The sequence below is a fragment of the Mucilaginibacter glaciei genome, from assembly GCF_014773245.1.
Classification (GTDB): Bacteria; Bacteroidota; Bacteroidia; order Sphingobacteriales; family Sphingobacteriaceae; genus Mucilaginibacter; species Mucilaginibacter glaciei.
Map to the genome: position 1 here is coordinate 728,082 of NZ_JACWMX010000001.1, position 24,149 is coordinate 752,230.

The 24,149-nt window shown below is 43.6% G+C and carries 27 protein-coding genes; 7 read left to right on the plus strand and 20 right to left on the minus strand.

The window, feature by feature from the left end:
* Positions 1-15 precede the first annotated feature (15 nt).
* From rplT to thrS, 4 genes are all read right to left on the minus strand, one after another.
* Positions 16-360 carry a 50S ribosomal protein L20 gene (gene rplT / locus IDJ76_RS03335; RefSeq protein ID WP_067193249.1) on the minus strand — a complete coding sequence of 115 codons (345 nt, stop codon included), beginning with the start codon at positions 358-360 and terminating at the stop codon, positions 16-18.
* Between the two features lie 76 nt (positions 361-436).
* Positions 437-637 (minus strand): 50S ribosomal protein L35, encoded by a 201-nt coding sequence (gene rpmI / locus IDJ76_RS03340; RefSeq protein WP_191160695.1) that lies wholly within the window; start codon positions 635-637, stop codon positions 437-439.
* 92 nt (positions 638-729) lie between these two features.
* Positions 730-1,296: a translation initiation factor IF-3 gene (infC, locus tag IDJ76_RS03345; RefSeq protein ID WP_191160697.1), complete on the minus strand. Its 567-nt coding sequence runs from the start codon at positions 1,294-1,296 to the stop codon at positions 730-732.
* 1 nt (position 1,297) lies between these two features.
* The gene (thrS, locus tag IDJ76_RS03350) at positions 1,298-3,223 is read right to left on the minus strand and encodes a threonine--tRNA ligase (RefSeq protein ID WP_191160699.1); all 1,926 of its coding nucleotides are present in this window, start codon (positions 3,221-3,223) and stop codon (positions 1,298-1,300) included.
* Between the two features lie 157 nt (positions 3,224-3,380).
* Here thrS and IDJ76_RS03355 point away from each other — a divergent pair, with 157 nt between their 5' ends.
* Complete coding sequence (locus IDJ76_RS03355; protein ID WP_191160701.1) at positions 3,381-4,223, plus strand: DUF2911 domain-containing protein; 843 nt, start codon at positions 3,381-3,383, stop codon at positions 4,221-4,223.
* 70 nt (positions 4,224-4,293) lie between these two features.
* On the opposite strand, the gene IDJ76_RS03360 is transcribed toward IDJ76_RS03355, so the two are convergent.
* From IDJ76_RS03360 to IDJ76_RS03380, 5 genes are all read right to left on the minus strand, one after another.
* Entirely contained in the window at positions 4,294-5,244 is a 951-nt protein-coding gene (locus IDJ76_RS03360; protein ID WP_191160703.1) for a D-2-hydroxyacid dehydrogenase, read from the minus strand.
* A gap of 93 nt (positions 5,245-5,337) precedes the next feature.
* Entirely contained in the window at positions 5,338-6,405 is a 1,068-nt protein-coding gene (gene serC, locus IDJ76_RS03365; protein WP_191160705.1) for a 3-phosphoserine/phosphohydroxythreonine transaminase, read from the minus strand.
* A gap of 156 nt (positions 6,406-6,561) precedes the next feature.
* Positions 6,562-7,215: a ribulose-phosphate 3-epimerase gene (gene rpe / locus IDJ76_RS03370; protein ID WP_191160707.1), complete on the minus strand. Its 654-nt coding sequence runs from the start codon at positions 7,213-7,215 to the stop codon at positions 6,562-6,564.
* 118 nt (positions 7,216-7,333) lie between these two features.
* Positions 7,334-7,990 (minus strand): 3-oxoacid CoA-transferase subunit B, encoded by a 657-nt coding sequence (locus tag IDJ76_RS03375; RefSeq protein WP_191160709.1) that lies wholly within the window; start codon positions 7,988-7,990, stop codon positions 7,334-7,336.
* A 2-nt stretch (positions 7,991-7,992) separates the two neighbouring features.
* On the minus strand, positions 7,993-8,691 hold the full coding sequence (locus IDJ76_RS03380) for a CoA transferase subunit A (RefSeq protein ID WP_191160711.1): 699 nt from the start codon (positions 8,689-8,691) through the stop codon (positions 7,993-7,995).
* 146 nt (positions 8,692-8,837) lie between these two features.
* Here IDJ76_RS03380 and IDJ76_RS03385 point away from each other — a divergent pair, with 146 nt between their 5' ends.
* Positions 8,838-9,326 (plus strand): hypothetical protein, encoded by a 489-nt coding sequence (locus IDJ76_RS03385; protein ID WP_191160713.1) that lies wholly within the window; start codon positions 8,838-8,840, stop codon positions 9,324-9,326.
* A gap of 39 nt (positions 9,327-9,365) precedes the next feature.
* Here IDJ76_RS03385 and IDJ76_RS03390 read toward each other — a convergent pair whose 3' ends face one another.
* The 3 genes from IDJ76_RS03390 to IDJ76_RS03400 form a co-directional block, all read right to left on the minus strand.
* A complete protein-coding gene (locus IDJ76_RS03390; protein WP_191160715.1) occupies positions 9,366-10,439 on the minus strand; it encodes an SGNH/GDSL hydrolase family protein in 1,074 nt (357 codons plus the stop codon).
* A 168-nt stretch (positions 10,440-10,607) separates the two neighbouring features.
* On the minus strand, positions 10,608-12,971 hold the full coding sequence (locus IDJ76_RS03395; protein WP_191160717.1) for an endonuclease MutS2: 2,364 nt from the start codon (positions 12,969-12,971) through the stop codon (positions 10,608-10,610).
* Positions 12,955-13,338: a DUF4296 domain-containing protein gene (locus IDJ76_RS03400; RefSeq protein ID WP_191160719.1), complete on the minus strand. Its 384-nt coding sequence runs from the start codon at positions 13,336-13,338 to the stop codon at positions 12,955-12,957. Before IDJ76_RS03400 ends, IDJ76_RS03395 begins: the two co-directional genes overlap by 17 nt.
* Before the next feature lie 42 nt (positions 13,339-13,380).
* Between IDJ76_RS03400 and IDJ76_RS03405 the strand changes: the two genes are divergently transcribed.
* The 4 genes from IDJ76_RS03405 (at position 13,381) to IDJ76_RS03420 (ending at position 16,759) form a co-directional block, all read left to right on the plus strand.
* Positions 13,381-14,070, plus strand: a complete 690-nt coding sequence (locus tag IDJ76_RS03405) for a YggS family pyridoxal phosphate-dependent enzyme (RefSeq protein ID WP_191160721.1) — start codon at positions 13,381-13,383, stop codon at positions 14,068-14,070.
* A gap of 157 nt (positions 14,071-14,227) precedes the next feature.
* Positions 14,228-14,701: a GNAT family N-acetyltransferase gene (locus tag IDJ76_RS03410; protein ID WP_191160723.1), complete on the plus strand. Its 474-nt coding sequence runs from the start codon at positions 14,228-14,230 to the stop codon at positions 14,699-14,701.
* On the plus strand, positions 14,698-15,516 hold the full coding sequence (locus IDJ76_RS03415; RefSeq protein WP_191160726.1) for a DUF3298 and DUF4163 domain-containing protein: 819 nt from the start codon (positions 14,698-14,700) through the stop codon (positions 15,514-15,516). The genes IDJ76_RS03410 and IDJ76_RS03415 overlap by 4 nt, the downstream gene beginning before the upstream one ends.
* Positions 15,503-16,759, plus strand: coding sequence for an aspartate kinase (locus IDJ76_RS03420; protein ID WP_191160728.1), 1,257 nt, complete (start codon positions 15,503-15,505; stop codon positions 16,757-16,759). Before IDJ76_RS03415 ends, IDJ76_RS03420 begins: the two co-directional genes overlap by 14 nt.
* Positions 16,760-16,958: 199 nt before the next feature.
* Here IDJ76_RS03420 and IDJ76_RS03425 read toward each other — a convergent pair whose 3' ends face one another.
* The 3 genes from IDJ76_RS03425 to IDJ76_RS03435 all read right to left on the minus strand — a co-directional run bounded on the left by IDJ76_RS03425 (position 16,959) and on the right by IDJ76_RS03435 (position 19,631).
* Positions 16,959-17,897 (minus strand): sugar phosphate isomerase/epimerase family protein, encoded by a 939-nt coding sequence (locus tag IDJ76_RS03425; RefSeq protein ID WP_191160729.1) that lies wholly within the window; start codon positions 17,895-17,897, stop codon positions 16,959-16,961.
* A 112-nt stretch (positions 17,898-18,009) separates the two neighbouring features.
* Positions 18,010-18,333, minus strand: coding sequence for a TfoX/Sxy family protein (locus IDJ76_RS03430; RefSeq protein ID WP_191160731.1), 324 nt, complete (start codon positions 18,331-18,333; stop codon positions 18,010-18,012).
* A gap of 98 nt (positions 18,334-18,431) precedes the next feature.
* Positions 18,432-19,631 (minus strand): GAF domain-containing sensor histidine kinase, encoded by a 1,200-nt coding sequence (locus IDJ76_RS03435; protein WP_191160733.1) that lies wholly within the window; start codon positions 19,629-19,631, stop codon positions 18,432-18,434.
* A 266-nt stretch (positions 19,632-19,897) separates the two neighbouring features.
* Between IDJ76_RS03435 and IDJ76_RS03440 the strand changes: the two genes are divergently transcribed.
* Positions 19,898-20,251 carry a DUF4174 domain-containing protein gene (locus IDJ76_RS03440; RefSeq protein ID WP_191160735.1) on the plus strand — a complete coding sequence of 118 codons (354 nt, stop codon included), beginning with the start codon at positions 19,898-19,900 and terminating at the stop codon, positions 20,249-20,251.
* On the opposite strand, the gene IDJ76_RS21110 is transcribed toward IDJ76_RS03440, so the two are convergent.
* The 5 genes from IDJ76_RS21110 to IDJ76_RS03460 form a co-directional block, all read right to left on the minus strand.
* Positions 20,252-20,752 (minus strand): helix-turn-helix domain-containing protein, encoded by a 501-nt coding sequence (locus IDJ76_RS21110; protein ID WP_317173934.1) that lies wholly within the window; start codon positions 20,750-20,752, stop codon positions 20,252-20,254.
* A 23-nt stretch (positions 20,753-20,775) separates the two neighbouring features.
* Entirely contained in the window at positions 20,776-21,057 is a 282-nt protein-coding gene (locus IDJ76_RS20750; RefSeq protein ID WP_224746166.1) for a hypothetical protein, read from the minus strand.
* A 27-nt stretch (positions 21,058-21,084) separates the two neighbouring features.
* Positions 21,085-21,906 (minus strand): oxidoreductase, encoded by an 822-nt coding sequence (locus tag IDJ76_RS03450; RefSeq protein WP_191160737.1) that lies wholly within the window; start codon positions 21,904-21,906, stop codon positions 21,085-21,087.
* A 111-nt stretch (positions 21,907-22,017) separates the two neighbouring features.
* A complete protein-coding gene (eutC, locus tag IDJ76_RS03455; protein WP_191160739.1) occupies positions 22,018-22,773 on the minus strand; it encodes an ethanolamine ammonia-lyase subunit EutC in 756 nt (251 codons plus the stop codon).
* Positions 22,761-24,149, minus strand: a complete 1,389-nt coding sequence (locus IDJ76_RS03460) for an ethanolamine ammonia-lyase subunit EutB (RefSeq protein ID WP_191160741.1) — start codon at positions 24,147-24,149, stop codon at positions 22,761-22,763. Before IDJ76_RS03460 ends, eutC begins: the two co-directional genes overlap by 13 nt.

Sequence of the window (24,149 nt, forward strand, 5' to 3'; positions counted from 1 at the left end):
ATTTTTGGTTTCTTCTTATTTCACTGCGTCAATGATCGCTTTGAAAGCGTCAGGGTGGTTCATTGCTAAATCAGCTAATACCTTACGGTTCAAACCGATTTCTTTAGCAGCTAATTTACCTATTAACTGTGAGTAAGAGATACCATGTTGGCGGGCACCAGCATTTATACGTTGTATCCATAATGCTCTGAATTCTCTTTTCTTGGTTTTACGGTCACGATAAGCGTACTGTAAACCTTTTTCTACTGTGTTTTTTGCAACGGTATAAACCTTGCTTCTTGATCCCCAATAACCCTTGGCGAGGATCATGATCCTTTTCCGGCGTCTTCTCGACGCGACTGCGTTAACTGAACGTGGCATTTTGTGTTGTTTTTGGTATTAGGTGTCCTTTTCGGGAGCTTCTGTACGCTAAATACCTGGTTAAAAAATTAATTAATTACTTGCCGATACAAAGCATACGTTTAACGTTACCCATGTCAGCCTTAGATACTAAGCTGGTGTGACCAAGGTTACGCTTACGTTTTGTCGACATCTTGGTTAAGATGTGGCTTTTGTATGCATTTTTTCTAACAATTTTACCGGTTCCAGTAAGCCTAAAGCGCTTTTTTGCACTGGAATTGGTTTTCATTTTTGGCATAACTCTATTTATTTGTTTTTAGATAATTAACGTTATCTCAACGTTTTATTTTCAATAACTCCGGCATAATTCTATGCCATGATATGTAATAGTTACTTCTTAAGTGCCTTAGGCGCAACGGTTAAAAACATCCGCTTTCCTTCAAGCTTCGGCAATTGTTCAACCTTACCTACTTCTTCTAATGCCTGTGCAAAACGCAACAGTAAAATTTCACCCTGCTCTTTGTAAACAATTGCACGGCCTTTAAAGTGTACGTAAGCCCTTACTTTTTCGCCGGCTTCTAAAAACTTGGTGGCATGTTTTAATTTAAAGTCAAAATCATGGTCATCCGTATTAGGCCCAAAGCGGATCTCCTTTATTACTGTTTGCTTGGCATTGCTCTTGATCTCTTTAAGCTTCTTCTTCTGCTCGTAAATAAACTTGTTATAGTCAGTTACTTTACAAACGGGAGGGTTAGCGTTTGGAGATATCTCCACCAGGTCAAGTTCTTGCTCCTGCGCTATAGCCAATGCATCTCTTAATGAGAATACACCCTGCTCAACGTTATCGCCTACAAGTCGCACCTCTTGTGCCCTGATGAACTGATTGATGTTGTGTTCGGCTTCTTTTTTCTTAAAAGGTAGCCTTGGTCCTCTGTTGAAAGGTTTGTTTAAAGCCAAGTTATACTGTTATTTCTTTAATTATTTGTTGTTTAAATTCTTCAATGCTCATGCTCCCTAAATCGCCTGTACCGTGTTTACGTACCGAAACTAACCCTTCGGCGGCCTCTTTTTCGCCCACGACAAGCATATAAGGGATCTTTTTAACTTCAGCATCGCGTATTTTGCGACCAATTTTTTCATCTCTGAAGTCAATCAGCCCGCAAATATCGGAATCTTTTAACTCATCTGAAAGTTTTTTTGCATAATCTTCATACTTTTCAGATATGGGCAGGATGATAAATTGCTCCGGCGATAACCAAAGCGGGAAATTACCCGCGCAGTGTTCAATCAATACAGCAATAAAACGCTCCATCGACCCAAACGGTGCCCTATGGATCATTACCGGGCGATGTTTTTGGTTATCGCTGCCTGTATATTCCAGTTCAAAACGCTCGGGCAGGTTATAATCTACCTGTATGGTGCCTAACTGCCATTTACGGCCCAAGGCGTCCTTCACCATAAAATCAAGTTTAGGGCCGTAGAACGCTGCCTCGCCATATTCTACAATGGTAGTCAAGCCTTTTTCGGCAGCGGCTTCAATAATGGCGCTTTCTGCCAAAGCCCAATTCTCGTCGGTACCGATGTACTTAGTCTTATTTTCCGGGTCGCGTAATGATACCTGTGCGGTATAGTTTTCAAAACCCAAAGCGTTGAATACATACAATACCAGGTCAATAACTTTTTTAAATTCATCCTTTACCTGATCCGGGCGGCAAAATAAATGCGCATCATCCTGCGTAAAGCCACGTACACGGGTTAAGCCATGTAATTCGCCGCTTTGCTCATAGCGATAAACCGTACCAAACTCTGCCAAACGAACCGGAAGATCTTTGTAAGACCGTGGTTTAGTTTTATAGATCTCGCAGTGATGCGGGCAGTTCATAGGTTTTAAAAAGAACTCCTCTCCCTCCTGCGGGGTTTTTATCGGCTGGAATGAATCGGCACCATATTTTTCGTAGTGGCCCGATGTAACATAAAGATTCTTGTGACCGATATGCGGTGTGATCACTTGCTCGTAACCTGCCTTTACCTGTGCCTTTTGCAAGAAGTTTTGCAGGCGCTCGCGCAAGGCTGTACCCTTTGGCAACCATAACGGTAAACCCATGCCCACTTTTTCGCTGAATGCAAATAGCTCCAGTTCTTTACCCAATTTGCGGTGGTCGCGTTTTTTAGCTTCCTCTATCAGGTGCAGGTAGTCGGTCAGTTCACTTGCCTTAGGGAACGTTACGCCATAGATCCGGGTAAGCTGTTTGCGGCTTTCATCGCCACGCCAGTAGGCACCGGCAAGGCTCATTAATTTTGCTGCTTTTACAAAACCCGTGTTAGGGATATGTGGGCCGCGGCAAAGATCGGTAAAGTTACCTTGCGTGTAAAAGGTGATTCCGCCATCAGGCAGATCTTTAAGCAAGTCGAGCTTGTACTCGTCGCCTTTTTCTGTAAAATATGCAATCGCGTCGGCTTTGCTCACCGGTTTACGAATATATTCATTTTTGGTTTTAGCCAACTCGATCATCTTATCCTCGATCTTTTTAAAATCGTCCGATGATAAGGTCTCGTCGCCAAAGTCAACGTCGTAATAAAAGCCGGTTTCAATAGCCGGGCCGATACCAAATTTGGTACCAGGATATAAAGCCTCTAAAGCTTCGGCCAACAAGTGGGCGGACGAATGCCAATAGGTGGCCTTACCTTTTGGGTCGTTCCAGGTTAATAATTTAACCATGGAATCGGCTTCAATCGGGCGACTTGCGTCCCAAACCTCGCCGTTTACCTCGGCTGCCAATACGTTACGTGCTAAACCTTCGGAGATAGATAATGCTATCTGCATGGAAGTGATGCCTTTGTCATACTGACGAACGGAACCATCGGGAAGTGTAATACTAATCATCTACAACTATGATTTAAATTTTAATAAATAGGAATGATAAACCAATCACATACTAACGTGATTTGAACTTGCTGCAAAAATAGGATTTTATTTATACAGGGAAAGTAAATTATGCTTTTGAATTTTCAATATCTTAGTATCAATTAAACCCCAAATAATGAAAAGATTATATACTCAGTTTTGCACCGTGGTGCTGTTGGCAACAGCTACTAACGGTTACGCACAATTAGCCCCGCCGCCCAGTTCTGCACAAACAGTTACACAGGGTTTTGGCTTGGGTACGATTAACTTAACCTATTCACGCCCCAACTTAAAAGGCCGGAAAATATTTGGCGGAATGGAGCCTTACGGCACGGTTTGGCGTACGGGCGCCAACTCGGCTACGGTAATAAAGTTCAGCGACGATATAATTTTAGAGGGAAACAAAGTACCTGCTGGCGAATACGGCCTGTTTACTGTACCCGGTGAAAGCGAATGGACAATAATCCTGAGCAAGCAGTCAAAACAATGGGGCGCCTATTCTTATAAACAAACTGACGATTTTTTACGCTTTAAGGTTAAAACCGAGCATCTGCCGGCTTTAACAGAAACCATGACATTGGCTTTTGCTAACATTGCGCCTACCACGGGCGATTTGAAAATGATGTGGGAACGTAGTGGTTTTACCGTGCATATGGTTACTGATATAGACACTAAAGTAATGGCACGGATAGATTCGGCTATGAGCACAGATAAAAAGCCTTATTACGAAGCCCTTATATACTATTACAACAATAATAAGGATATGACAAAAGCCTTAGCTTGGGCAACCGAATTGGAGAAAGACAAAAACTTCCCCCCGTTTGTGCCCAAACTGTGGAAAGCGCGGGTTCAGCTTAGACAAGGTGATAAGGCCGGTGCTATAACCACCGCTCAAGAGGGCGTTAAATTGGCAACAGCAGCCAAAACGGACGAATACGTGCGTTTGAACAATGAAGTGATAGCGCAGGCAAAGAAATAACTATAACCCTTACTAATAAACAAAAAATGCCCGGCAAATCCGCCGGGCATTTTTTTGAAACATGTAACGATTACTTGTTAAAGTGCCCTATTATCAAACTGGCAAGTTCAACACCGATACGTTCCTGCGCTTCGTTAGTAGCTGCACCAATGTGCGGTGTTAAAGAGACCTTGGGATGTGATAATACTGCCTGGTTTGGCGTAGGCTCATTATCAAATACATCTAAAGCAGCAAACGATACCTGCCCGCTGTTCAAAGCATCCAGCAGGTCGCTTTCATTGATCAGGCCACCACGTGATATATTTACCAGCCCTACCCCTTTTTTAGTCTGTGCTAATTCTGCAGCGCTAAACAAAGGTTTGTCTATAAAAGGCGTATGCAGGGTAATAAAATCTGATTGTTTGATCACTTCTTCTAACGTGGCCGTTTTTACCGTAACGTTTACTTTTGTGCCACCGCCTAATACAATTTCAACTTCCGGGTTGAACGGGTAGAGGTCATAAGCGATCACATCCATACCTACACCAATGGCAATTTTCGCCACCTCGCGGCCGATACGGCCAAAGCCCATGATGCCTAATGTTTTACCGCGCAGCTCGATACCTTTGGCATAAGCCTTTTTAAGATCGTTAAATTTGGTTGCGCCTTCAACCGGCATTTTGCGATTACTGTCTGCAAGGAAACGTACGCCTGTAAACAAGTGGGCAAATACCAATTCAGCTACAGATAATGACGATGATGCAGGGGTATTGTAAACGCCTATACCTTTAGATTTGGCATAATCCACATCAATATTATCAACACCTACCCCACCACGGCCTATCAGCTTTAGGTTTGAGCAGGCATCTATTAAAGCAGCACGTACCTTGGTAGCACTACGTACGGTTATGGCGTCAAACTCCTGTAAACGCACAGGCAGTTCATCCTGCGGGATGTTTTTAGTTTCAACAAAGAAACCCGCGTCCTCTAACATTTTTTGACCTATCGGGTCGATGCCATCATTGGCTAATATTTTGATCATCTTATTTGGTTCAATAGTTCATTTGTTCATCAGTTTATTGGTTCGCCTCGTCAATACTAATGAACAATTGAACCAATTAACCAGTGAACTATTTTATTTATTCTTTTCAGCAAATTCCTGCATGGCTTCTATCAGCACGTAAACGCTGGTGATTGGCAATGCATTGTATATCGAAGCGCGGAAACCACCTACGCTTCTGTGGCCTTTAAGGCCAACTATTCCTTTTTCGTCACAAAGTTTAAGGAATGGTTTTTCGTGCTCCGGGTTTTCAGAAACAAAACAAACGTTCATATGTGAGCGGTCTTCTGTGGCAGCAACCGCTTTAAATAATGGGTTACGGTCAATTTCTTGGTAAAGTACCTTTGCTTTCGCATCGTTCTCTTTTTCAATTTCGGCAACACCACCCTTAGATTTTAACCAGTTCAATGTTAACATCGAAACATATATAGCAAAACAAGGAGGTGTATTATACATTGATCCGCCCTCTATCTGCACTTGGTAGTTAAACATAGCGGGGATCTTACGGCCTGTTTTACCTAAAAGATCGTCCTTAATAATTACCAATGTTACACCAGCAGGGCCCATGTTTTTTTGCGCGCCTGCATAGATCAAACCAAAATCGGCTACGTTAACCTTGCGGCTAAATATATCTGACGACATATCACAAACCACCGGAATAGGCGATTTAGGAAAATGATGCATCTGCGTACCATAAATGGTGTTATTTGAAGTGATGTGGAAATACGCCGCATCCTCCGGTATTTTATAATTGGTAGGGATGTAAGTAAAGTTACTTTCTTTTGATGTAGCAACAACCTCGACATCGCCAAAGAATTTAGCTTCTTTTAACGCTTTGTTGGCCCATACGCCTGTTTCCAGGTAAGCAGCTTTGCCGCCTTCGGGTAACAAATTATATGGTGCTAATGCAAATTGTGTGCTTGCGCCGCCTTGTAAAAATAATACCGAGTAACCTTCCGGCACTTCAAACAATTCTTTAACAAGCTTTACGGCCTCATCCAACACTGCTTCAAATTCCGGCGAGCGATGCGAGATCTCCAGCAATGATAAACCTGTTCCGTTAAAATCAACTACTGCGGCTGCAGCCTGTTTCAAGACCTCGTGGGGTAAAATGCCGGGGCCGGCACCGAAATTATGTTTCATAATGTTAGCGAATTTGTAATTCTATTGTATTATCAATTTTGTATTTTGACGTGCCGAAGTTAATAAATCCGACAAGTTTAATAGGCTTTTTTTGCAATTTTTTACAGTTGGTGATCTAAGCTTAGTTAGAAGCAATAACAGGAGATATATAAAAAATTACTTAGCATTTTTTAGTTGCGCGATAGCTTCTGTCTGATTGGCTGCCGAGAATACGGAGTTGCCCGCCACAAATACATTGGCACCGGCGGCCATCAGCCTGGATATATTAGAAATATCTACTCCCCCGTCAACTTCTACATTCAAATGTGGATTAGTTAAGGCACTCATTTCCTTCACCTCGGTAATTTTGGTGTAAGTATGTTCAATGAATTTTTGCGCCCCAAAACCCGGATTTACCGACATCACCAATACCATATCTAAATCTGCAATAATGTCTTTCAATAGTAGTGTATTGGTATGCGGGTTAATGGCTACGGATGCCTTACAGCCTAATTCTTTAATAGCCTGTACAGTGCGGTGCAAATGCGGGCATGTTTCATAATGTACGGTAATACTGTACGCTCCGGCATCGGCAAAGGCTTTTAGGTAACGATCGGGGTCTACAATCATTAGGTGCACATCTAACGGCTTAGTTGCATATTTTTTGACCGCCTTCATCACCGGGAAACCGAAAGAAATGTTGGGCACAAACATACCGTCCATAATATCGATGTGCATCCAGTCGGCCTGGCTATTATTCATCATTTCAACATCGCGCTGCAGGTTTGCAAAATCGGCAGCTAAAATTGATGGTGCTATCAAATGGTTCATAGCGGTAAATATAGGGGGAATTTATCTGAACCAGAATTAATGAAAATTAAGAATTTACAGAGTATTGTAATAATCATTGTCGCATTTTATAAATTCAATAGACTCTTTGAATTTGAGTTCAGACAATCATCTCGGGTATCTCTCCCTCCACAACAAGCTTGCCTGCGGTTGCTTTTATAATTTCTTCTACACTCACCCCCGGCGCGCGTTCCAATAGCTTAAAACCTCCTTCGGGGAGCACATCTAACACAGCCAGTTCCGTCACTATTTTTTTGACGCAATTGATGCCTGTTAACGGTAAGGTGCAGTTGGGCAACAGTTTAGACTCTCCCGCTTTGTTTACGTGCTGCATGGCTACGATAATGTTTTCTGCTGATGCTACCAAATCCATAGCGCCACCCATCCCTTTTACCATTTTGCCGGGAATTTTCCAGTTGGCAATGTCGCCATTCTCTGATACCTCCATTGCTCCTAATATAGTCAGATTAACTTTTTTGGCGCGGATCATGCCAAAGCTCATTGCCGAATCGAAAATAGCCGAACCAGGTAGCTTAGTGATGGTTTGTTTACCCGCGTTTATGGTATCGGCATCCTCTTCACCTTCAAAAGGGAAAGGGCCCATGCCCAACAAACCATTTTCTGATTGCAGGATAACATCCACATCATCAGGTATATAATTAGCAACCAACGTAGGTATGCCTATACCCAAATTAACATAATAACCATCTTTTATCTCTTTGGCGATGCGTTTGGCGATGCCTGTTTTGTCTAACATGATTAGTCCCTCTTCCTTACTGTTCGTTGTTCAATTCTTTTTTCATAGTTCTCCCCTTTAAATATGCGGTGCACATAGATACCGGGGGTATGAATATTATCCGGATCGAGTTCACCGGGTTCAACCAATTCTTCCACCTCTGCAATGGTGATCTTACCGGCCATGGCCATAACAGGGTTAAAGTTACGGGCCGTTGACCGATAAATCAGGTTACCTAACCTATCTCCTTTCCAGGCTTTTACAATAGCAAAGTCGGCATCAAAAGCCATCTCCATCAGGTAATCCTTCCCGTTAAAATTGCGGATCTCTTTTCCTTCGGCTACTTCGGTGCCGATCCCTGCCGGGGTGAATATAGCAGGCATCCCATAACCGGCTGCCATACAGCGTGTTGCTAAAGTCCCCTGAGGGATCAGTTCAACCTCTAATTCGCCGCTCAACAACTGGCGCTCAAACTCTGCATTCTCGCCAACGTACGATGAGATCATTTTTTTAACCTGGTGCTGATGCAGCAAAAGACCTATCCCGAAGTCGTCGACCCCGGCGTTGTTAGAAATACAAGTCAAATCTTTGACCCCTTTTTTAACGAGTGCCAGGATGCACTTTTCGGGGAGCCCACACATGCCGAAGCCACCTAACATCAGGGTCATGCCGTCTTCTATATCGCGGATGGCCTCATCGGCACCGCTCACAACTTTATTCATGTTTTATAATTGGTTTCGGTAAAATTAGGTTATTTAAAGATTAAAAATACTATGCAAGCATAATAAATTAAACGTATAGATACTGTGTAAATTACAAACAATTGTTTCTGCCAATCCTTTATTAGTTACATCAAACTATAAATATCATGTCAATAGATAATGAAGATAAAAAACCAACCGCCTACCAGGTAGATGACGATAGTAACTTGGAGCAAAAGGATTTAGAACGAAATTTCCTATTTGGGAAAAGCGAAGAAAAGTCTGCTAATGAGCCAGATATGGAAGCTGAAGGAACCGGAGGCCAGCGCTTTGGCGAAAACAATAATACACCATCGGGCGATGATAAAAATAACCCATCGCAAAATGCGGGATATTCTAACGCATATTTTAGCAGGACGGAACCTTCTGAAGAGCACCCGGAAAACTCTAATTTTAAAGATCCCAACCAGTCTGGTCAATCTAATTATACCCAGGCTAACGAAGCCACAAAGACGGGTGCATCTGATTCTGAAAATACTGATAATGAGGCTCAAAAGCAACCTGAACAGAGCTATGTCGAGGGAACTGCCGATGGTAAGGATACCAACATACCAGGCCCTAATGAACTTCCCGATCAGCAAAAAGTTGGCGATTAATGCAGGAACCTTTGACAACTTTTTACAGTTGTTAAAGCTCTACCATTTCATTGTACTTTTGATGAATGCTGTAAGGTCCTCTGCCATAACAGTTTGTTCCTTCGCGCTGGGGTGGCCGGGCGTTTGTTTGTAGGGGAAGAAATGGGTAATGATATTTCGATCATTTAAACCTGCAACTGCTTTTTCGATATAGCCAGGCATCGGTGATTTGTCTTCGGTAGCATTCATACTCCCTAACGCACAGATAATCGTCGCTTTGGGGTATTTAATTCTGATTTTACTAATAAAATCCTGGTAGCCCTTAATAATAAATTCAGGCGTGGGTGGTGTGCTGCCAAAATGTGCCTTAAACTGCTCATGTTGTGCATTAGCTATCAGCCAATAATCATTTTGAAACAGGTTAACTACCACAACCTCAGGTGTATATTTTTTAAAATTCCATAAAGGTTGTTTGTCATTAGCGGCCACCCTATCATAAATATCGGGCATTACGTAATTAAACCAACTTATAATGACCCCAATACCGCTTTTGGCAATAATATTTACCTCGGCATTTAGATTGCGGGCGGTTTGATTTGCATAGGCTTTAAACCCGTTCTCAAATTCCGCGGAACCCCTGTCTTTACCGGCAGTATCTTCAATGGCATAGCCGCAAGTAATGGAGTTGCCATAAAACTCTATCCGATACTTATATGTTGGCGGGTTAAGTAACTGTCCGTCAATATTTAAACAATAAAAGTACAGGCGGCCCATATCATATTCCGTTCGCTTAAAAAGCTCCAGTTTATGTTTGCCAGCGGGCAAATTGGCGGCTAACACGTATTCTTTTTTCTCTGTTGTGGGTTGCAACGTGGTGGTTACTTTGTCGTCAATCACTATGTCTATCCGGTCATTGCCGGAATCGTCCCGCAGGGTTGCTTTGGCAGATGTACCGGTAAAATTGACAATTACCGACGATGCCGTCCATGTTAATTCCGCAGCGTCGCCTTTCATGCCAATCCGGCCCGTGTATCTAACTTTGGCGTTCTTAAAATCAATTATATTTTGAGCGTAAGAAACTGAAAAACAGGTTATTAATAAAATTAAGAAACTGCTAAAGACCTTTTTTTTCATATTAGTGATTACGGTATTTAATTATAAAGCAATGATTGATTTCTAACTAATTCCTCATATAAATCTTTAAAAATCTCTAATTTTTTCAGATTTTCAACGCTTGTAATGTGATCTTTTTTGCAAATAGCTGCACAAACGAGGCTTAACTTTTAAGAAAAATCAAATCCCCTATTTTAAATAAACGTAGGTGATCCCATCACCTCCCCTGTCAGGGTGCTCGTCCTCCATGCGGTCTACCTGGTCATATTTTTTAAGATACTGCCGGATCATTTTTCGCAAAATCCCGTCGCCCTTACCGTGTAAAACTTTCAACGTGCCGAAGCCCATCATTAGCGCCCGGTCAAACAATTTTTCAATGGCAAACAGCGCATCTTCTGTCCGCATACCCCGTACATCAATCTCCGGACTAAAACTGGCTACATCGCCTGTGCTGGTATTGCTGTTGCGCCTTATCTCTTTGGGCACACTGGCCTTGGTAACCTTCTCCAGCCGTTTCCGCTTGATGACGGTTCTTAATTCGCCCATAGCTATTACCACATTATCTTTTATCAACTCAATCACTTGGCCTGTGGTATCACCATCGATAAGTTTTACCCAATCGCCGGGTTTGATGTCTTCGTTTACAGGGGCTTTGGCTTTTGGTGTTTCGGCTTTAACCGTGTTTTTCTGCAGTTCAACCGTCAGATTATCCCGCAGGTTTTTGGTCACCTCCTTATCGGCATTACTGCTTTTGATCTCTGCTATCGTATTTTCCACCAGTTTGTTAGCGTTAAGGATAATGTTCTTGGCTTCCTGCTTTGCCTCCTTTAGCAAGCCCTTGCGGTTTTCGTCCAGGAAGCTTTTCAATTCTTCGTTTTCTTTGAGCAAGGTATCTACACTGCGCTGCTGCCTGTCTAGTTTTTGTTTGGTATCAAAGATCTCCTTCTTCTCCCGTTCCAGGTCAATGAGTAAGGTATCTACCTTTTTCTGCCCGGCACTGATCTTATTCTTAGCCAGGTTCAAAACATTTTGCGGCAAACCGATCTTTTGCGCTATCTCGAACGCGTACGAGCTGCCCGGCTTCCCCACCTCCAACCGGTACAACGGCTGCATTTCGGTATTGTTAAACAGCATCGAAGCGTTCTCTATCCCCTCGGTACTGCTGGCAAAGATCTTAAGGTTAGAGTAGTGAGTGGTAACCATCCCTCTTACCTTTTTATGGTTCAGTGCCTCCAGCACGGCTTCGGCAATTGGGCCGCCAAACTGCGGGTCTGTACCGGTACCAAATTCATCTATCAGTATCAGTGTTTTACCGTTGGCATCCTCTACAAATTTTTTCATTTTGGAAAGGTGCGCGCTGTACGTACTCAAATCGCTTTCAATCGATTGATCATCGCCGATATCCACAAAGATCTGCCGGTAAACGCCCACTACGCTATCCGCCGCAGCCGGGATCAGTAAACCTGCCTGGGTCATCATTTGCAGCAGGCCAACGGTTTTCATACAAACAGATTTACCTCCTGCGTTGGGACCCGATACTACGATTATCCTGGCTCCTTCATCTATCGCCACATTCAGTGGTACTACTGTTTTACCTTCCTTTTTAAAATTAAGGAACAGCAGCGGGTGGCGGGCATTAAATAGACGCATTCTTGCCTCATTCACCACCTTGGGCATTTCGCCTTCAATGTCAATAGCAAACAGGGCTTTAGCGCGGACAAAATCAAGTTTGGTTAACAGGCCATGGTACGATAGTAAAAGCGGCACATAAGGCCGTAGTTCATCGGTAAGTGCGGTTAGGATCTTGATGATCTCACGGCGGCGGTCAAACTCTAAATCGCGGATGCGATTGTTAAGCGTAAAAACCTCCTCGGGTTCCATATAAACTGTTTGCCCGGAGGCCGACTCGTCATGGATAAAGCCCTTTAGTTTTCGCTTATTCTCGGCCAGTAAGGGGATACAGATGCGGCCATCACGCACCGTTAATGATCCATCTGCCGTCCACCCATTGCCTGTAGCGGTTTTAAAGATTTGATCGATCTTTTTACGCGCTTCCAGTTCTGCCTTGCTGATGCCCGATGTGATCTCCATCAACTCCCGCGAGGCGTTTACCCTTATTTTGCCTTTAGGGTCAATGACCTGGTCTATCTTTTTAACAATGGCCTTTTCTATGGGCAGGTGTTCAAACAGTGCCTCCAGGTTTGGGTACACGCCTTCCCGTTCATTAAAGTAAGCGATCACGGCAAAAACTGTGGTCAATGATGCCTGTACCTGCGAGAATTCCTCTTCAGATAAAAAAGTGCCCTCTATCCGGGCTTTGTTGGCCAGCGACTTTATATCGTAGAAATGATTGATAGGAAGCGCGTCGTCGTTTTGCAGGATATTCTTAAATTCATTAGCCTGGCTCAGAAACTTAAAGATCAGATCGTAATTACTCATTACCTGGATCTTATCAACCATTTGCTGGCCCATCACACTCAGGCAACGCGCCTTAATCAATTCCTTTATTTCGGTAAACCCAAGCTTATCTGCGCTGTTATTGGGATATAGCATTTTGTTTTTTGAGTTGTTTGTTGCCCACCTTGGTAAGCGAGTCTATTTTAAACTTTACCTTAACCTGTATCGCATCATACATAGCCTGGATCACTTCGGGCTGTTTGGCGTAATAATTCAGGCTTTTTTTAAAGTTTGCATCATTGGTGTGGTACTGTTTAAAAACAGCCTGGTAGCGGGCTGTCCCGTATTTGTAAATGCTGTCTTGCTGTTGCGGGATAGCATAAAGCTGCCCGTCAACCAGGTGGATATCCATCAGCAGGTTAATCATATTCTCTTTGGGGAGCACTCCAGGTGGCGGGCCATCGTTACTGCAACCGGCAATTATGAGCAATACTGAAAAAAACAGGGTTATATATTTAGGCATTCTGTAATTTAGCGGCGTTTATAAATACAAATTTACGGATAAATGAGCATTGCAGATAATATCACCGCGCTAAAAAAAGAAACTGAATCACTTAACGTAGCCTTATTAGCGGTATCGAAGACCAAACCCATTGCCGACCTGCAAGAGGCCTATGATGCCGGCCAGCGCTTATTTGGCGAAAATACGGTACAAGAAATGGTTGAAAAGCAAGAAGCATTACCTAAAGATATAGAATGGCACCTGATAGGCCATTTGCAAAGCAACAAGGTTAAATATATTGCACCCTTTGTTAGCCTGATACATTCTGTAGATAGCCTGAAGCTGTTGCATGAAATTAATAAGCAAGCGGTTAAAAATAACCGGGTGATCGATTGCCTGCTGCAGATCTATATTGCTGATGAGGAAACTAAATTCGGTTTAGGTTTTGACGAGGCGATTGAACTGTTGCGCTGCGAAGAGTTTGCCGGGTTAAAAAATATCCGTATTCGCGGGCTAATGGGGATAGCCACCAACACCGAATCGCAAAAGCAAATCAGGGACGAATACCATGAATTGAAAACCTTTTTCGACGGTATTAAACTGAGCTTTTTCCGTAAGGAGGGTTCTTTCGATATATTATCGATGGGCATGTCGTCCGATTATAAGCTGGCCATTGAGCAGGGCAGCAATATGGTACGCCTGGGCAGCACCATTTTTGGAACCCGCGTGGTGAAACACTGGAAGAATAATTGATAAGTCGATCATGTCATTGCGAAGAGCGCAGCGATGTGGCAATCTCAGCATATCGGCTTGTCTACTAAAATTGTCGCGCGATCGCTCGTAATGACACGGTGTGTAAGCCAAATACTACTGAACTAACGACCAATTGAACCAATGAATATTTAAACTAATGAACCCAACCCTAAGAGTAGCCACCAAACAAGATTGCCCGCGATTATTGGAATTGATAGTTGAACTGGCTGTGTACGAGAAAGAACCCGATGCGGTAACTGTTTCGTTGCAGCATTTTGAAGACGCGGGCTTTGGCCCCAACCCGGTTTGGAAAGCTTTTGTGGCCGAGGTGGACGGTTTTATTGTAGGTTTTGCGCTTTACTATATCCGCTATTCTACCTGGAAAGGTACACGCTTGTACCTGGAAGATTTAATAGTAACAGAGGATTACCGAGGTAAGAAAATTGGTAAATTATTATTTGAACGGGTATTAACCGAAACACTTGAACTGGGTATGAGCGGAATGGTTTGGCAGGTATTGGACTGGAACGAGCCGGCCATTAACTTTTATAAAAAATATGGCGCGACTATTGAAGCGGGTTGGTTAAACGCCGCACTGTCGGCAAATCAAATTCAAAAGTCAGGATTATGAAAATTACATTTTTGCTTGGGGTTGTCATCTTAGGGTTGTCGGCGTGTGAATACGGCGCCCCTCCTAAAAAAGAAAAGCACCCAATTTACACCGATACCTTAACTTATACGTATAAAACAATCCATGAGCGCGCGGCCGATTGTGGTAATAAACCGGATAGCGCGTGTACAGTGGTTAAAATTAATTACCCCCAATTTAATGGAAATACGCTGTTAAATGATACGGTGCAGGCAAAATTATTAAAGGTATTTATGCTGTCTGAAAAGCCTGACACAAGTATAAAAAGCATGACAGCTAATTTCTTAAAGTCGTACGCCGATTACAAAAAGAGTAGCCAGCGCGAACGGATGTTTTATGACCTGGACACCTACGCAAAGGTTATTCAGCAAGATTCTGCATTGATCTCTTTAGAATATGGCGGATATGTTTACCAGGGGGGCGCACATGGTGGCTCGTTCACCGGATTTGTTAACTGGAACACCAAAGCTAACAAAGAAGTAATGCTTCAAGATATAATGATAGACGGCTATAAAGACAAATTAACAAATATTGCAGAAGGTATTTTCCGTAAGGATGAAAAACTGGGGCCGACCGAATCTTTAGAACCCAACTATTTTTTTAAAGACTCTAAATTCGCTCTCAACCAAAACTATGCGATAACGCCCCTGGGTTTGCGCTTTATGTACAACCAATACGAAATAAAACCTTATGCTGCCGGTACAACGGAGCTGTTTATCCCTTACACGGCCATCAAAAACTTATTAAAACCTCATACGGTTATTGCACAATTTATCAATAAAAATGCTGGTATTTAAATTTGGAGGTGCATCTGTTAAAGATGCGCAGGGGCTTATTAACCTGGGTGATATTGTCAAAGGTTGCGCGGGCGAAAAACTGGTAGTGGTGGTATCGGCAATGGGTAAAACTACCAACGCTTTAGAGCGCTTAACCAATGCTTACGTAAATGGCACCGAAGATGTGCATGCGGTTTTTGAGGAGATAAAGGAATACCACTACCATATTTTGCATGAGCTTTTTGGCGACGGCCACCCCGCATTTGACGAGATTGCCAACACATTTGTGGAGATAGACTGGATGATAGAAGATGAGCCACATGACGATTACGACTTTATATATGATCAAATCGTGTCTGTCGGTGAGTTGGTCTCTACCCGGATCGTAAATGCCTGGTTTAATCACGTCGGCCTTACCAGCAAATGGCTCGATGTTCGCGGTTACATCCATACGGACAATACTTACCGGGAAGGCGTGGTCGACTGGAATAAAACCTGTTCAATCATTCAAAAGGATATCCCTGCCCTGCTCAGTAATAACATAGTGGTTACGCAGGGTTTTTTAGGTGGCACATCAGAAAACTTTACTACCACATTAGGCCGGGAAGGGTCTGATTATACGGCTTCGATCTTTGCATCATGCCTGGGGGCCGAATCTGTTACCACCTGGAAGGATGTGCCGGGCATCTTAAATGCCGACCCTAAATTTTTTGCGGATACCGTTAAGTTTGATGAGTTGAGTTACCAGGAAGCTATCGAGATGACTTACTATGGTGCAAGCGTCATTCACCCCAAAACCATCAAGCCATTACAAAATGCTAACATCCCGTTACTGGTAAAATCTTTTATGCACCCTGCGGATGCCGGTACTGTGGTAAGGGAAGGTGCTGTGAACGCGTTTGCAAAACCCGTTATCATTGTAAAGCAAAACCAGGTATTGCTTTCTATATCCGCAATAGATTACTCGTTTATTACCGAAACTCACCTGAGCGAGATCTTCGGTTTGTTTGCGAAAAGCCAGGTAAAGATCAATATGATGCAAACGTCGGCCTTAAGCTTTACGGCGTGTATAGACCTATCGGCAGAACGTTTTGATAAACTGCTGCTAACTTTAAAAGAAGCCTTCAAAGTGAAATATAATGATCATTTAACCCTGATAACACTAAGACACTACACTGATGAAGCCGTTGCAGAACTAACCGCCGACAAAACAGTTTTGCTGAAACAAACGAATAGAAACACAGCGCAATTAGTGCTGAAGTAGAGAACGTAAATCACATCGGGCGACTGTTGGAGAGCAACTCACCCGGTCATTGCTTCGCTCGACCACCCTCTCTTCACTAAAGTGAAAAGAGGGTGAGGAGATAAGAAAGAGAGGAAAAAGGAAAGCAGCCCTACCCTCTTTCCGCCGAAGGCGAAGAGAGGGTCGCACACGAAGTGCCGCGGGGTGAGTTAACTTACCCTTACGCTTTCAACGCGTCTGCCGCATAAGCACGGCAAATTTTCACTTCCGCTACGGCATCGCTACCTGCGGGCAGGTTATATTCCAGCTCTATAGTGGCCGGGAATTTATATTTATTCTTTTTCATCAGCGCCAATACATTTTTGATCGGCGTATCCCCCTGGCCCCATGGTGCGTTGGGGCCGTTGTTAAATTTACGGTCCTTAATGTGCATGCTTACAATTCTGTCGTGGTACTTCTCTATAAACGGAATCGGGCTACTACTGGTACCCGATGCGTAATGCCCGATATCCAGATTGATGGCGTTGTATTTAGACTGGGCCAAAGCGGCATCCCATAAAGTTGGTGTAGCTTGCGTATGTGCGTGGTAACCTACATACATTTTATGTTTGGTGGCTAAATCGCCCAGGCGTTTGGTTTGTTCGTCGTTTGGTAACTCAACTGTTACGTGGGTTGCTCCTAAAGCGTTACCGGCGTTAAAAGCGTATTCGATCTCGGCATCGGTATTTTTTGCGCCCAAAGCATTAGGCTTCCAGGCGTAAATGGTTACGCCTGCATCGTTATACATTTTGCGTAATTCCTTAAACTTATCCATCGATACGCTTGTGCGCCATTCGGCCATCTTTGGCATAAAATCGGCGTAGCTCATCCCGCTGTCGCGTTTTGGAGCACCTGCATAAGCTTCGGCTGCATCGCCCATTAATTCAATAGCATTGATATTGCAATCCAGGCAGTACTTCAGCAAATCTTCGGCGGTACCGGGCATGCTGCGGAACGAATAGGTAATCACCCCTATCTGCACACCGTTAATAACTGAATTTGGTTTCGTTACACCCAGTTTTGATCCTGCAAATGAGGTGTTTGAGAAAAACAACATGGAGGTTGCAGCGAGCGCACCGGTGCCTAAGAAGCGGCGCCTGCTTAAGTTTTGCTTTATCATAATTTATACCTTGTTGAGAGTTTGGTAAGTAATTGGTTAAACCAAAGTTATCGATTAATTCAAGCTGGCAAAATCTGTATTAAAAGTGTTACTTGCTATCTTTTATCTTACTTTATTTTTTCTTCTTAGGTTTTGGTGCTGGTAATTCTTTGAGTGAAATTCTGATTAATTCACTTAACCAATTACTGTCTTCAATTTTTTCTTCTATCAAGAAACTTATTTTTGCTCCTTCGTATGGTGGTGCTTCAATAACATTACCTATAAATTCTCGCCCTGCAATGGTTGGTTTGATAAACAATTTGTTGTCGCATATCAGTGCGAATAATTTTTCGTCAGCGTAAATGCCATATTCGCCAAACATTTTTTTAGCGATTATTTCTCCTGGATTTTTAATTTGATCCATAACAAGGTTCACAAAATTTTGGTCGGAAGCCATTGGTTAGTATTTTAGTTAAATTGAGTGCTGAAATTACACCAATAACACTTCGGAAAAAGCTTTTTTTTTGTCGTTTGTTAGTGCATGTCGAATTTAGATTATTGCGCCTGCGGCAACACGATCTCAAAATTGGCCCCCTGCCCTGCCTGCGAATAAATATGCATGGTGCCTTTGAGGCTGTCTACCAGGTGCTTTACCAAAGCCAAACCAAAACCATAACCGGCCTCGCCGCCGGTGCCGTCTGTTGATGTTTTGGTTCCGCTAAGGATATTGTCTATCCCGGCCTGGTCTAATCCCACACCAGTATCTGTAACGTTTACCTGTAGTAAGTTGCGCGTCTCTTCTATTTTCAATGCCAGGTCGACCGTAACCTTTCCGTCGCGTGGGGTGAATTTCATCGCATTAGAAATCAGGTTACCGGTTATCTGCAAAAGTTTATTTTTAGAGAACGGGATCTCTGCCGAGTTTACGGAAGTAGTTACCGCAAACTTGATGTTTTTACTAATAGCCTGTGGGGTGTACAGTTTTTCCAGCTTATCTTTAAATATCAGCAGGTTAAACTCATCTGCCTTCAATTCGCGGGTTGGCCGGCTCATAGTCAGGATTTCATCTGCCAGTTCCAGTAACGAGCGGCCGCTGCGCTGGATCAAATTGATAAATTCCAGAACTTCGTCTATCTCGTTGTCCTTTCCCTGCTCGCTAATTACCTGCGCTAAACCGATGATACCGCCTAATGGACCGCGGATATCATGTGCAACCTTCTTTTTACTTTCGTTTGCATCATGTAACTTGTTTTTTAAACCATTTATGATATGTTGAGCCGTAAGCCTAGTTACTATTTCATCTGCAATAATCTTTAATAGTTCTGTCTTTTCGGGCGAAAGTGTTTTAAGATCTGTATCTAAAACGCAAAGTGCTCCGATATTATAACCTTCGCTGGTGCGTAAAGGGATACCGTAGTAATAGCGCAGATTAGGCGCATCGGCAACGTAAAACTTATCTTTAAAGCGGTCGTCGGCTTTTAGATCTGTTACTTCAAATTGGTTTTCGGCAGCGATGGTATATTGGCAAACCGAATCTTCGCGCGGCATCTGATCAATGTCAAGGCCGTGGTTGGTGATTGTCCATTGCGTAAAGGAGTCTATCAAGTTAACCAGCGAGATCTCCGTACCGGCAACTTTGGCGGCCAGTTTGGCCAGGTCTTTAAACTGATCCTGGAAAGCAGTGTAATCGAGGTCATAGTCTGACAGACTGATGATCCGTTCCATTTCATTTTCGGGGAGGGGTTGTTTCTGCATAAACTAATATTGGAGCTGTGGCTAAAATACGGCAAATTACATCACACGGATGCTTATTTAATTAAAAAATAGTGTAAAATTTACACCTAATTAAAGCCTTTCGCCCCTGTTTAAGTATTCGTTAAATTTAAAAGGTCGTGATATTAATAAGCTTTAATACGCAACAACAATGCCGATGGTTGAGGATATTCTTGTAAGTGCTAAGTATTTGCTTTTGAAACATTTTGCCATGCGCCGCTATTATCTCAATAAAATAAAATTACCGTATGATAAGTCTTTTATTGATCGCCCTAACCCTGCTGCCCGGCCAAAGCAGCAACAAACGCATACTTGCTGTTTACACCAAAAACGTTGAAAATGCTAAGTATGAAAAGCAATTACAACTGCTTAATGCAGATAAGCCTGGCCTTACCGAGCGTGACCTGGTAATTGAAACTTATGTTTACAGCACAAAAACTGCCGCCCGTTTTAAAAAGCACAATATCAAAGACGCTTTCACTGTAACTTTAACTGGTAAAGATGGCGGAGAAAAATTGCGGGAAACGGAACCTATTACGCTGAAAAAACTATATAGCACTATCGATGCTATGCCTATGCGAAAACAAGAGATGAAGCCTTGATTACGCCATCGATGGCGCTACGCCATAAGCTTTTTTAAATGCGAATGAAAAATGGGACAGGTTCTCAAAACCCACATCCAGATATACGTCTGATGATTTCCGACCTTTTTCGCTAATCAGATACCGGGCTTCTTCCAGGCGTTTTTGTAAAAGCCAATGCCCCGGCGATGTATGGAAAACCTTTTCAAAGTCGCGCTTGAAACTGGCGAGGCTACGGCCCGTAAGCTTTGCAAACTGTATAGCCGGCACATTAAACATGAAATTTTTATTCATGTAAGCTTCCAAATCTATTTTGTGAGGCTCGCTGAAATCAAAAAGCAAATTCTTTAAAGATGGATCGAGCCGTAAGAGCAGTTCCAGCGCCTCTTGCGTTTTCAGTTCAGACATGCCCTCACTCATTTTTGCATTATGATGAAAGTACGGGGTAAGGGCTTCAAAGTAACCTTTCAGGAATGGGTCGGGCGGTAATATTTTAATGTGGTCACCTGTGTAGGCGGGCACCGGTGCAATTTTATTAGTAGTACTTACCGGCGCAAAAACTCCTGGGTAAAATAGATATTAAGTGACCTAAACTCTCCCCCATTTGCAGGCGGCACTTTTTCTGATTTGATAAGCTGGTTGCGGCGTACAAGGGCTATAACGCCCTGGCTAAAGATTTTTACACCGCTACCGGCCTTCAAATGTGTTTCGCCTGAAATAATGTACCCGAGCGCATGCTCGGGTACGAATGATTCGTTGCTGCGTAACTTTTTATCTACACATGAATAGAGCAGGTTATTAATCCGGATATGATATTTATCGTCCATTATAATTGATTTAAAGATATCTGACAATTACTTCATCTGGCTCATCAGGAGCCTGTCGAACGTTCTGTCGGGTAGTATTTGCCTTAAAAATAATAATAATCCGGCCATGTAACCACCGTGATAACGGGTCTTTGGTTTTTTTGCGGATATTGCTTTGCGTACCAGGTCGGTAATTACTTTTGGCTCGGCATTTTTACTTTGGGTTTTCACTGATACCGTTTCGGCCCGCTCAACCAGTTTTTTGTAAACACCGCCACCAGATATTCTACGCAGGTTGTTGTTAGCGATATCCAGCCATTCAGATTTTACACCTCCTGGTTCAATCACAACTACATCTATCCCAAACTGCTCTACCTCATTGCGTAAACTATCGCTCAACGCTTCTAAAGCAAATTTACTGGCATGATACCAGCCGCCCAGCGGTGTAGCCAGTTTGCCGCCAATTGATGAAATGTTGATGATGCGCCCAAAATGCTGTTTACGCATATGCGGGAGAACTAATTGCATCAGCCGTGCGGCGCCAAAAACGTTTACTTCTAACTGATAGCGGGCATCGGCTATAGGAACATCTTCTAATGACCCGTGCGAACCAAACCCTGCATTGTTCACCAATACATCTATCCTGCCTTCGGCGTTCATAATAGTATCGATAGCCTTCACCATCGATGCCTCGTTGGTCACATCCAAGTCGAGTACCATTGCGCCTGATAAACGAATCTCCTCCATTTTATCAACGCGGCGCGCGGCACCGTAAACGATATGCCCGTCATTCAATAATTCCTTTACAAAATCTTTACCCATGCCGGCAGATGCGCCGGTTACTAAAATTACTTTTTTTACAGTTTCCATTTGTTTGATTTTTAAAGCTTTCGCTTGTTGTATAAAACAAATGTCGTGGTAAATAAAAGGCTTAGTTTTGCTGTGGAGCTCAATGTTACTTTGGTGGGAGGCTCAAAGAGCTCACTCGCCCAACAACCCCTCATTATCCTTTAACTCCACGCCCGTGAGTTTCCGTTTGAAGGCTTCTTGTACCAGATAAAAGATCTTATCGGCTGCTGCTACATAATTAAAACCGCCGGGGCGGATGTTGGAGATACAGTTGCGGGAATTGTCTTTTAAACCAGGTTTAGGGTTATAGGTGAGGTAAGCGCCCATACTATCTGCAGCGCTGAGGCCGGGGCGTTCGCCAATGAGGATGATGGATAGTTTGGCATTTAATGCGTCACCTATCGGGTCCGCAATGGCTACGCGGCCCTGTTGCACCAGGCAAAGCGGGGCTACCTTCAATTTGGCCGACTGTAGTTTTGGTATAAGCAAACTTAACAAAGGCATTACATTTTCGTGAATAGCCAAAGCCGACAAGCCGTCTGCAATAATAATTACCACATCATCCCCCGTGATCTGATCTGCCAGCTGGTTGATTGAGCGCTCATCGGGTAACCGGCCCAGGTCAGGGCGTTGCAGGTATTGCGCACGGTTTACTGCCTGGCTGCGTAATTGTGTGATGGGCAGCTTAAATTGTTGCAGGTCATCAATAAGCAATTCGTTATTCATAGCCGAATAGACTGCGTCGCGGGCATGGGCGTGGGCAAGTTTAAACTCCAGTGATTGTTTGGTTGGTATACTATTGCCCGTGCTGCCAATGGCAATGCGCGCCGGGGTAAACTCCTTTAAAAAACTTAAGGGATCAACTTCGGGCTTGGTTATTTTATCCATAAGCCCCCCATATCTTTTAATAATCCTGCGGCAGCGGTAGCCGATCGGTTGCCTTGGTCGTCAAAAAGGCCTTGTTTAATCAGCCATTGCTCAAATTCAGGCGCTGGTTTTAACCCTAATACCTTGCGCACATACAAAGCGTCATGGAACGAGGTAGACTGATAATTCAACATGATATCGTCACTGCCCGGTATGCCCATGATAAAGTTACAACCCGCTACACCCAGCAGCGTAAGCAGGTTATCCATATCATCCTGGTCGGCCTCGGCGTGGTTGGTGTAACAAACATCTACCCCCATGGGCAGGCCAAGCAGTTTGCCGCAAAAATGATCTTCTAAAGCCGCCCGGGTGATCTGCTTACCATCATACAAATACTCGGGGCCAATAAAACCTACCACAGTATTCACCAGCAACGGTTTAAATTTTTTAGCGACCGCGTAAGCCCTTACCTCGCAAGTCTGTTGGTCTACCCCGTGATGGGCATTGGCAGATAATGCGCTCCCCTGCCCTGTTTCGAAATACATCGCGTTGGAACCTACGGTACCCCTATTTAAGCTTTGAGTGGCTGAATATGCCTCTTCTAAAATATTTAAATTGATGCCGAAACTGTTGTTGGCCTTCTGCGTTCCGGCTATCGACTGGAAGCACAGGTCCACAGGGGCATTTTGGTTGATCAAGTCGATAGTAGTAGTGACATGGCTTAACACACATGATTGTGTGGGGATGTCAAACTGCTGCCTCAACCTGTCGATCAGCGTCAGGATTTTTATCACTGCGGCGGGGCTATCTGTTGCCGGGTTAATGCCGATACAGGCGTCACCGCTCCCATAAAGCAATCCTTCTATTAAACTGGCGGCAATACCCCGTGGATCGTCTGTTGGGTGATTTGGTTGTAAGCGGGTAGCAAAACGGCCTTTTAAACCTATCGTATTACGAAACCTGGTTATAATCTCGCACTTTTTGGCAACCGCGATCAAGTCCTGGTTGCGCATGATTTTTGATACAGCGGCTACCATCTCCGGTGTTAACCCATCGGCAATACCCTTAAGTACAGCGGTGTCGGTTTCGTCCTTCAGCAGCCAATCGCGCAGGCCGCCCACAGTTAGGTGGCTGATAATTTGAAACGCTGCGGGATCATGACTATCAACAATGAGGCGGGTAACTTCATCGTCTTCATAAGAAATAACTACCTCATTCAGGAAGGTACTTAGAGGCACATCGGCCAAAGTGATCTGCGCGGCAACCCGTTCTTCATAAGTATCGGCACTTAAACCTGCCAGCGCATCGCCGGTGCGGAAAGGAGATGCTTTGGCGAGCAGCACCCGTAAGCTCTCAAAGCGGTAAATTTTGCCTGATATGGTATGCTGATAGCTCAT

Coding starts and splice junctions, on each gene's coding strand:
- IDJ76_RS03385 (WP_191160713.1), top strand. CDS start 8,838: ATGTCAATAGATAATGAAGATAAAAAACCAACCGCCTACCAGGTAGAT.
- IDJ76_RS03355 (WP_191160701.1), top strand. CDS start 3,381: ATGAAAAGATTATATACTCAGTTTTGCACCGTGGTGCTGTTGGCAACA.
- IDJ76_RS03390 (WP_191160715.1), bottom strand. CDS start 10,439: ATGAAAAAAAAGGTCTTTAGCAGTTTCTTAATTTTATTAATAACCTGT.
- thrS (WP_191160699.1), bottom strand. CDS start 3,223: ATGATTAGTATTACACTTCCCGATGGTTCCGTTCGTCAGTATGACAAA.
- IDJ76_RS03435 (WP_191160733.1), bottom strand. CDS start 19,631: ATGCAGAAACAACCCCTCCCCGAAAATGAAATGGAACGGATCATCAGT.
- IDJ76_RS03425 (WP_191160729.1), bottom strand. CDS start 17,897: ATGATAAAGCAAAACTTAAGCAGGCGCCGCTTCTTAGGCACCGGTGCG.
- IDJ76_RS03450 (WP_191160737.1), bottom strand. CDS start 21,906: ATGGAAACTGTAAAAAAAGTAATTTTAGTAACCGGCGCATCTGCCGGC.
- IDJ76_RS20750 (WP_224746166.1), bottom strand. CDS start 21,057: ATGGACGATAAATATCATATCCGGATTAATAACCTGCTCTATTCATGT.
- rplT (WP_067193249.1), bottom strand. CDS start 360: ATGCCACGTTCAGTTAACGCAGTCGCGTCGAGAAGACGCCGGAAAAGG.
- IDJ76_RS03380 (WP_191160711.1), bottom strand. CDS start 8,691: ATGAATAAAGTTGTGAGCGGTGCCGATGAGGCCATCCGCGATATAGAA.
- rpe (WP_191160707.1), bottom strand. CDS start 7,215: ATGAACCATTTGATAGCACCATCAATTTTAGCTGCCGATTTTGCAAAC.
- IDJ76_RS03400 (WP_191160719.1), bottom strand. CDS start 13,338: ATGCCTAAATATATAACCCTGTTTTTTTCAGTATTGCTCATAATTGCC.
- IDJ76_RS03405 (WP_191160721.1), top strand. CDS start 13,381: ATGAGCATTGCAGATAATATCACCGCGCTAAAAAAAGAAACTGAATCA.
- rpmI (WP_191160695.1), bottom strand. CDS start 637: ATGCCAAAAATGAAAACCAATTCCAGTGCAAAAAAGCGCTTTAGGCTT.
- serC (WP_191160705.1), bottom strand. CDS start 6,405: ATGAAACATAATTTCGGTGCCGGCCCCGGCATTTTACCCCACGAGGTC.
- IDJ76_RS03460 (WP_191160741.1), bottom strand. CDS start 24,149: ATGAGCTATCAGCATACCATATCAGGCAAAATTTACCGCTTTGAGAGC.
- IDJ76_RS03440 (WP_191160735.1), top strand. CDS start 19,898: ATGATAAGTCTTTTATTGATCGCCCTAACCCTGCTGCCCGGCCAAAGC.
- eutC (WP_191160739.1), bottom strand. CDS start 22,773: ATGGATAAAATAACCAAGCCCGAAGTTGATCCCTTAAGTTTTTTAAAG.
- IDJ76_RS03360 (WP_191160703.1), bottom strand. CDS start 5,244: ATGATCAAAATATTAGCCAATGATGGCATCGACCCGATAGGTCAAAAA.
- IDJ76_RS03410 (WP_191160723.1), top strand. CDS start 14,228: ATGAACCCAACCCTAAGAGTAGCCACCAAACAAGATTGCCCGCGATTA.
- IDJ76_RS03415 (WP_191160726.1), top strand. CDS start 14,698: ATGAAAATTACATTTTTGCTTGGGGTTGTCATCTTAGGGTTGTCGGCG.
- IDJ76_RS03395 (WP_191160717.1), bottom strand. CDS start 12,971: ATGCTATATCCCAATAACAGCGCAGATAAGCTTGGGTTTACCGAAATA.
- IDJ76_RS03375 (WP_191160709.1), bottom strand. CDS start 7,990: ATGTTAGACAAAACAGGCATCGCCAAACGCATCGCCAAAGAGATAAAA.
- IDJ76_RS03430 (WP_191160731.1), bottom strand. CDS start 18,333: ATGGCTTCCGACCAAAATTTTGTGAACCTTGTTATGGATCAAATTAAA.
- IDJ76_RS03420 (WP_191160728.1), top strand. CDS start 15,503: ATGCTGGTATTTAAATTTGGAGGTGCATCTGTTAAAGATGCGCAGGGG.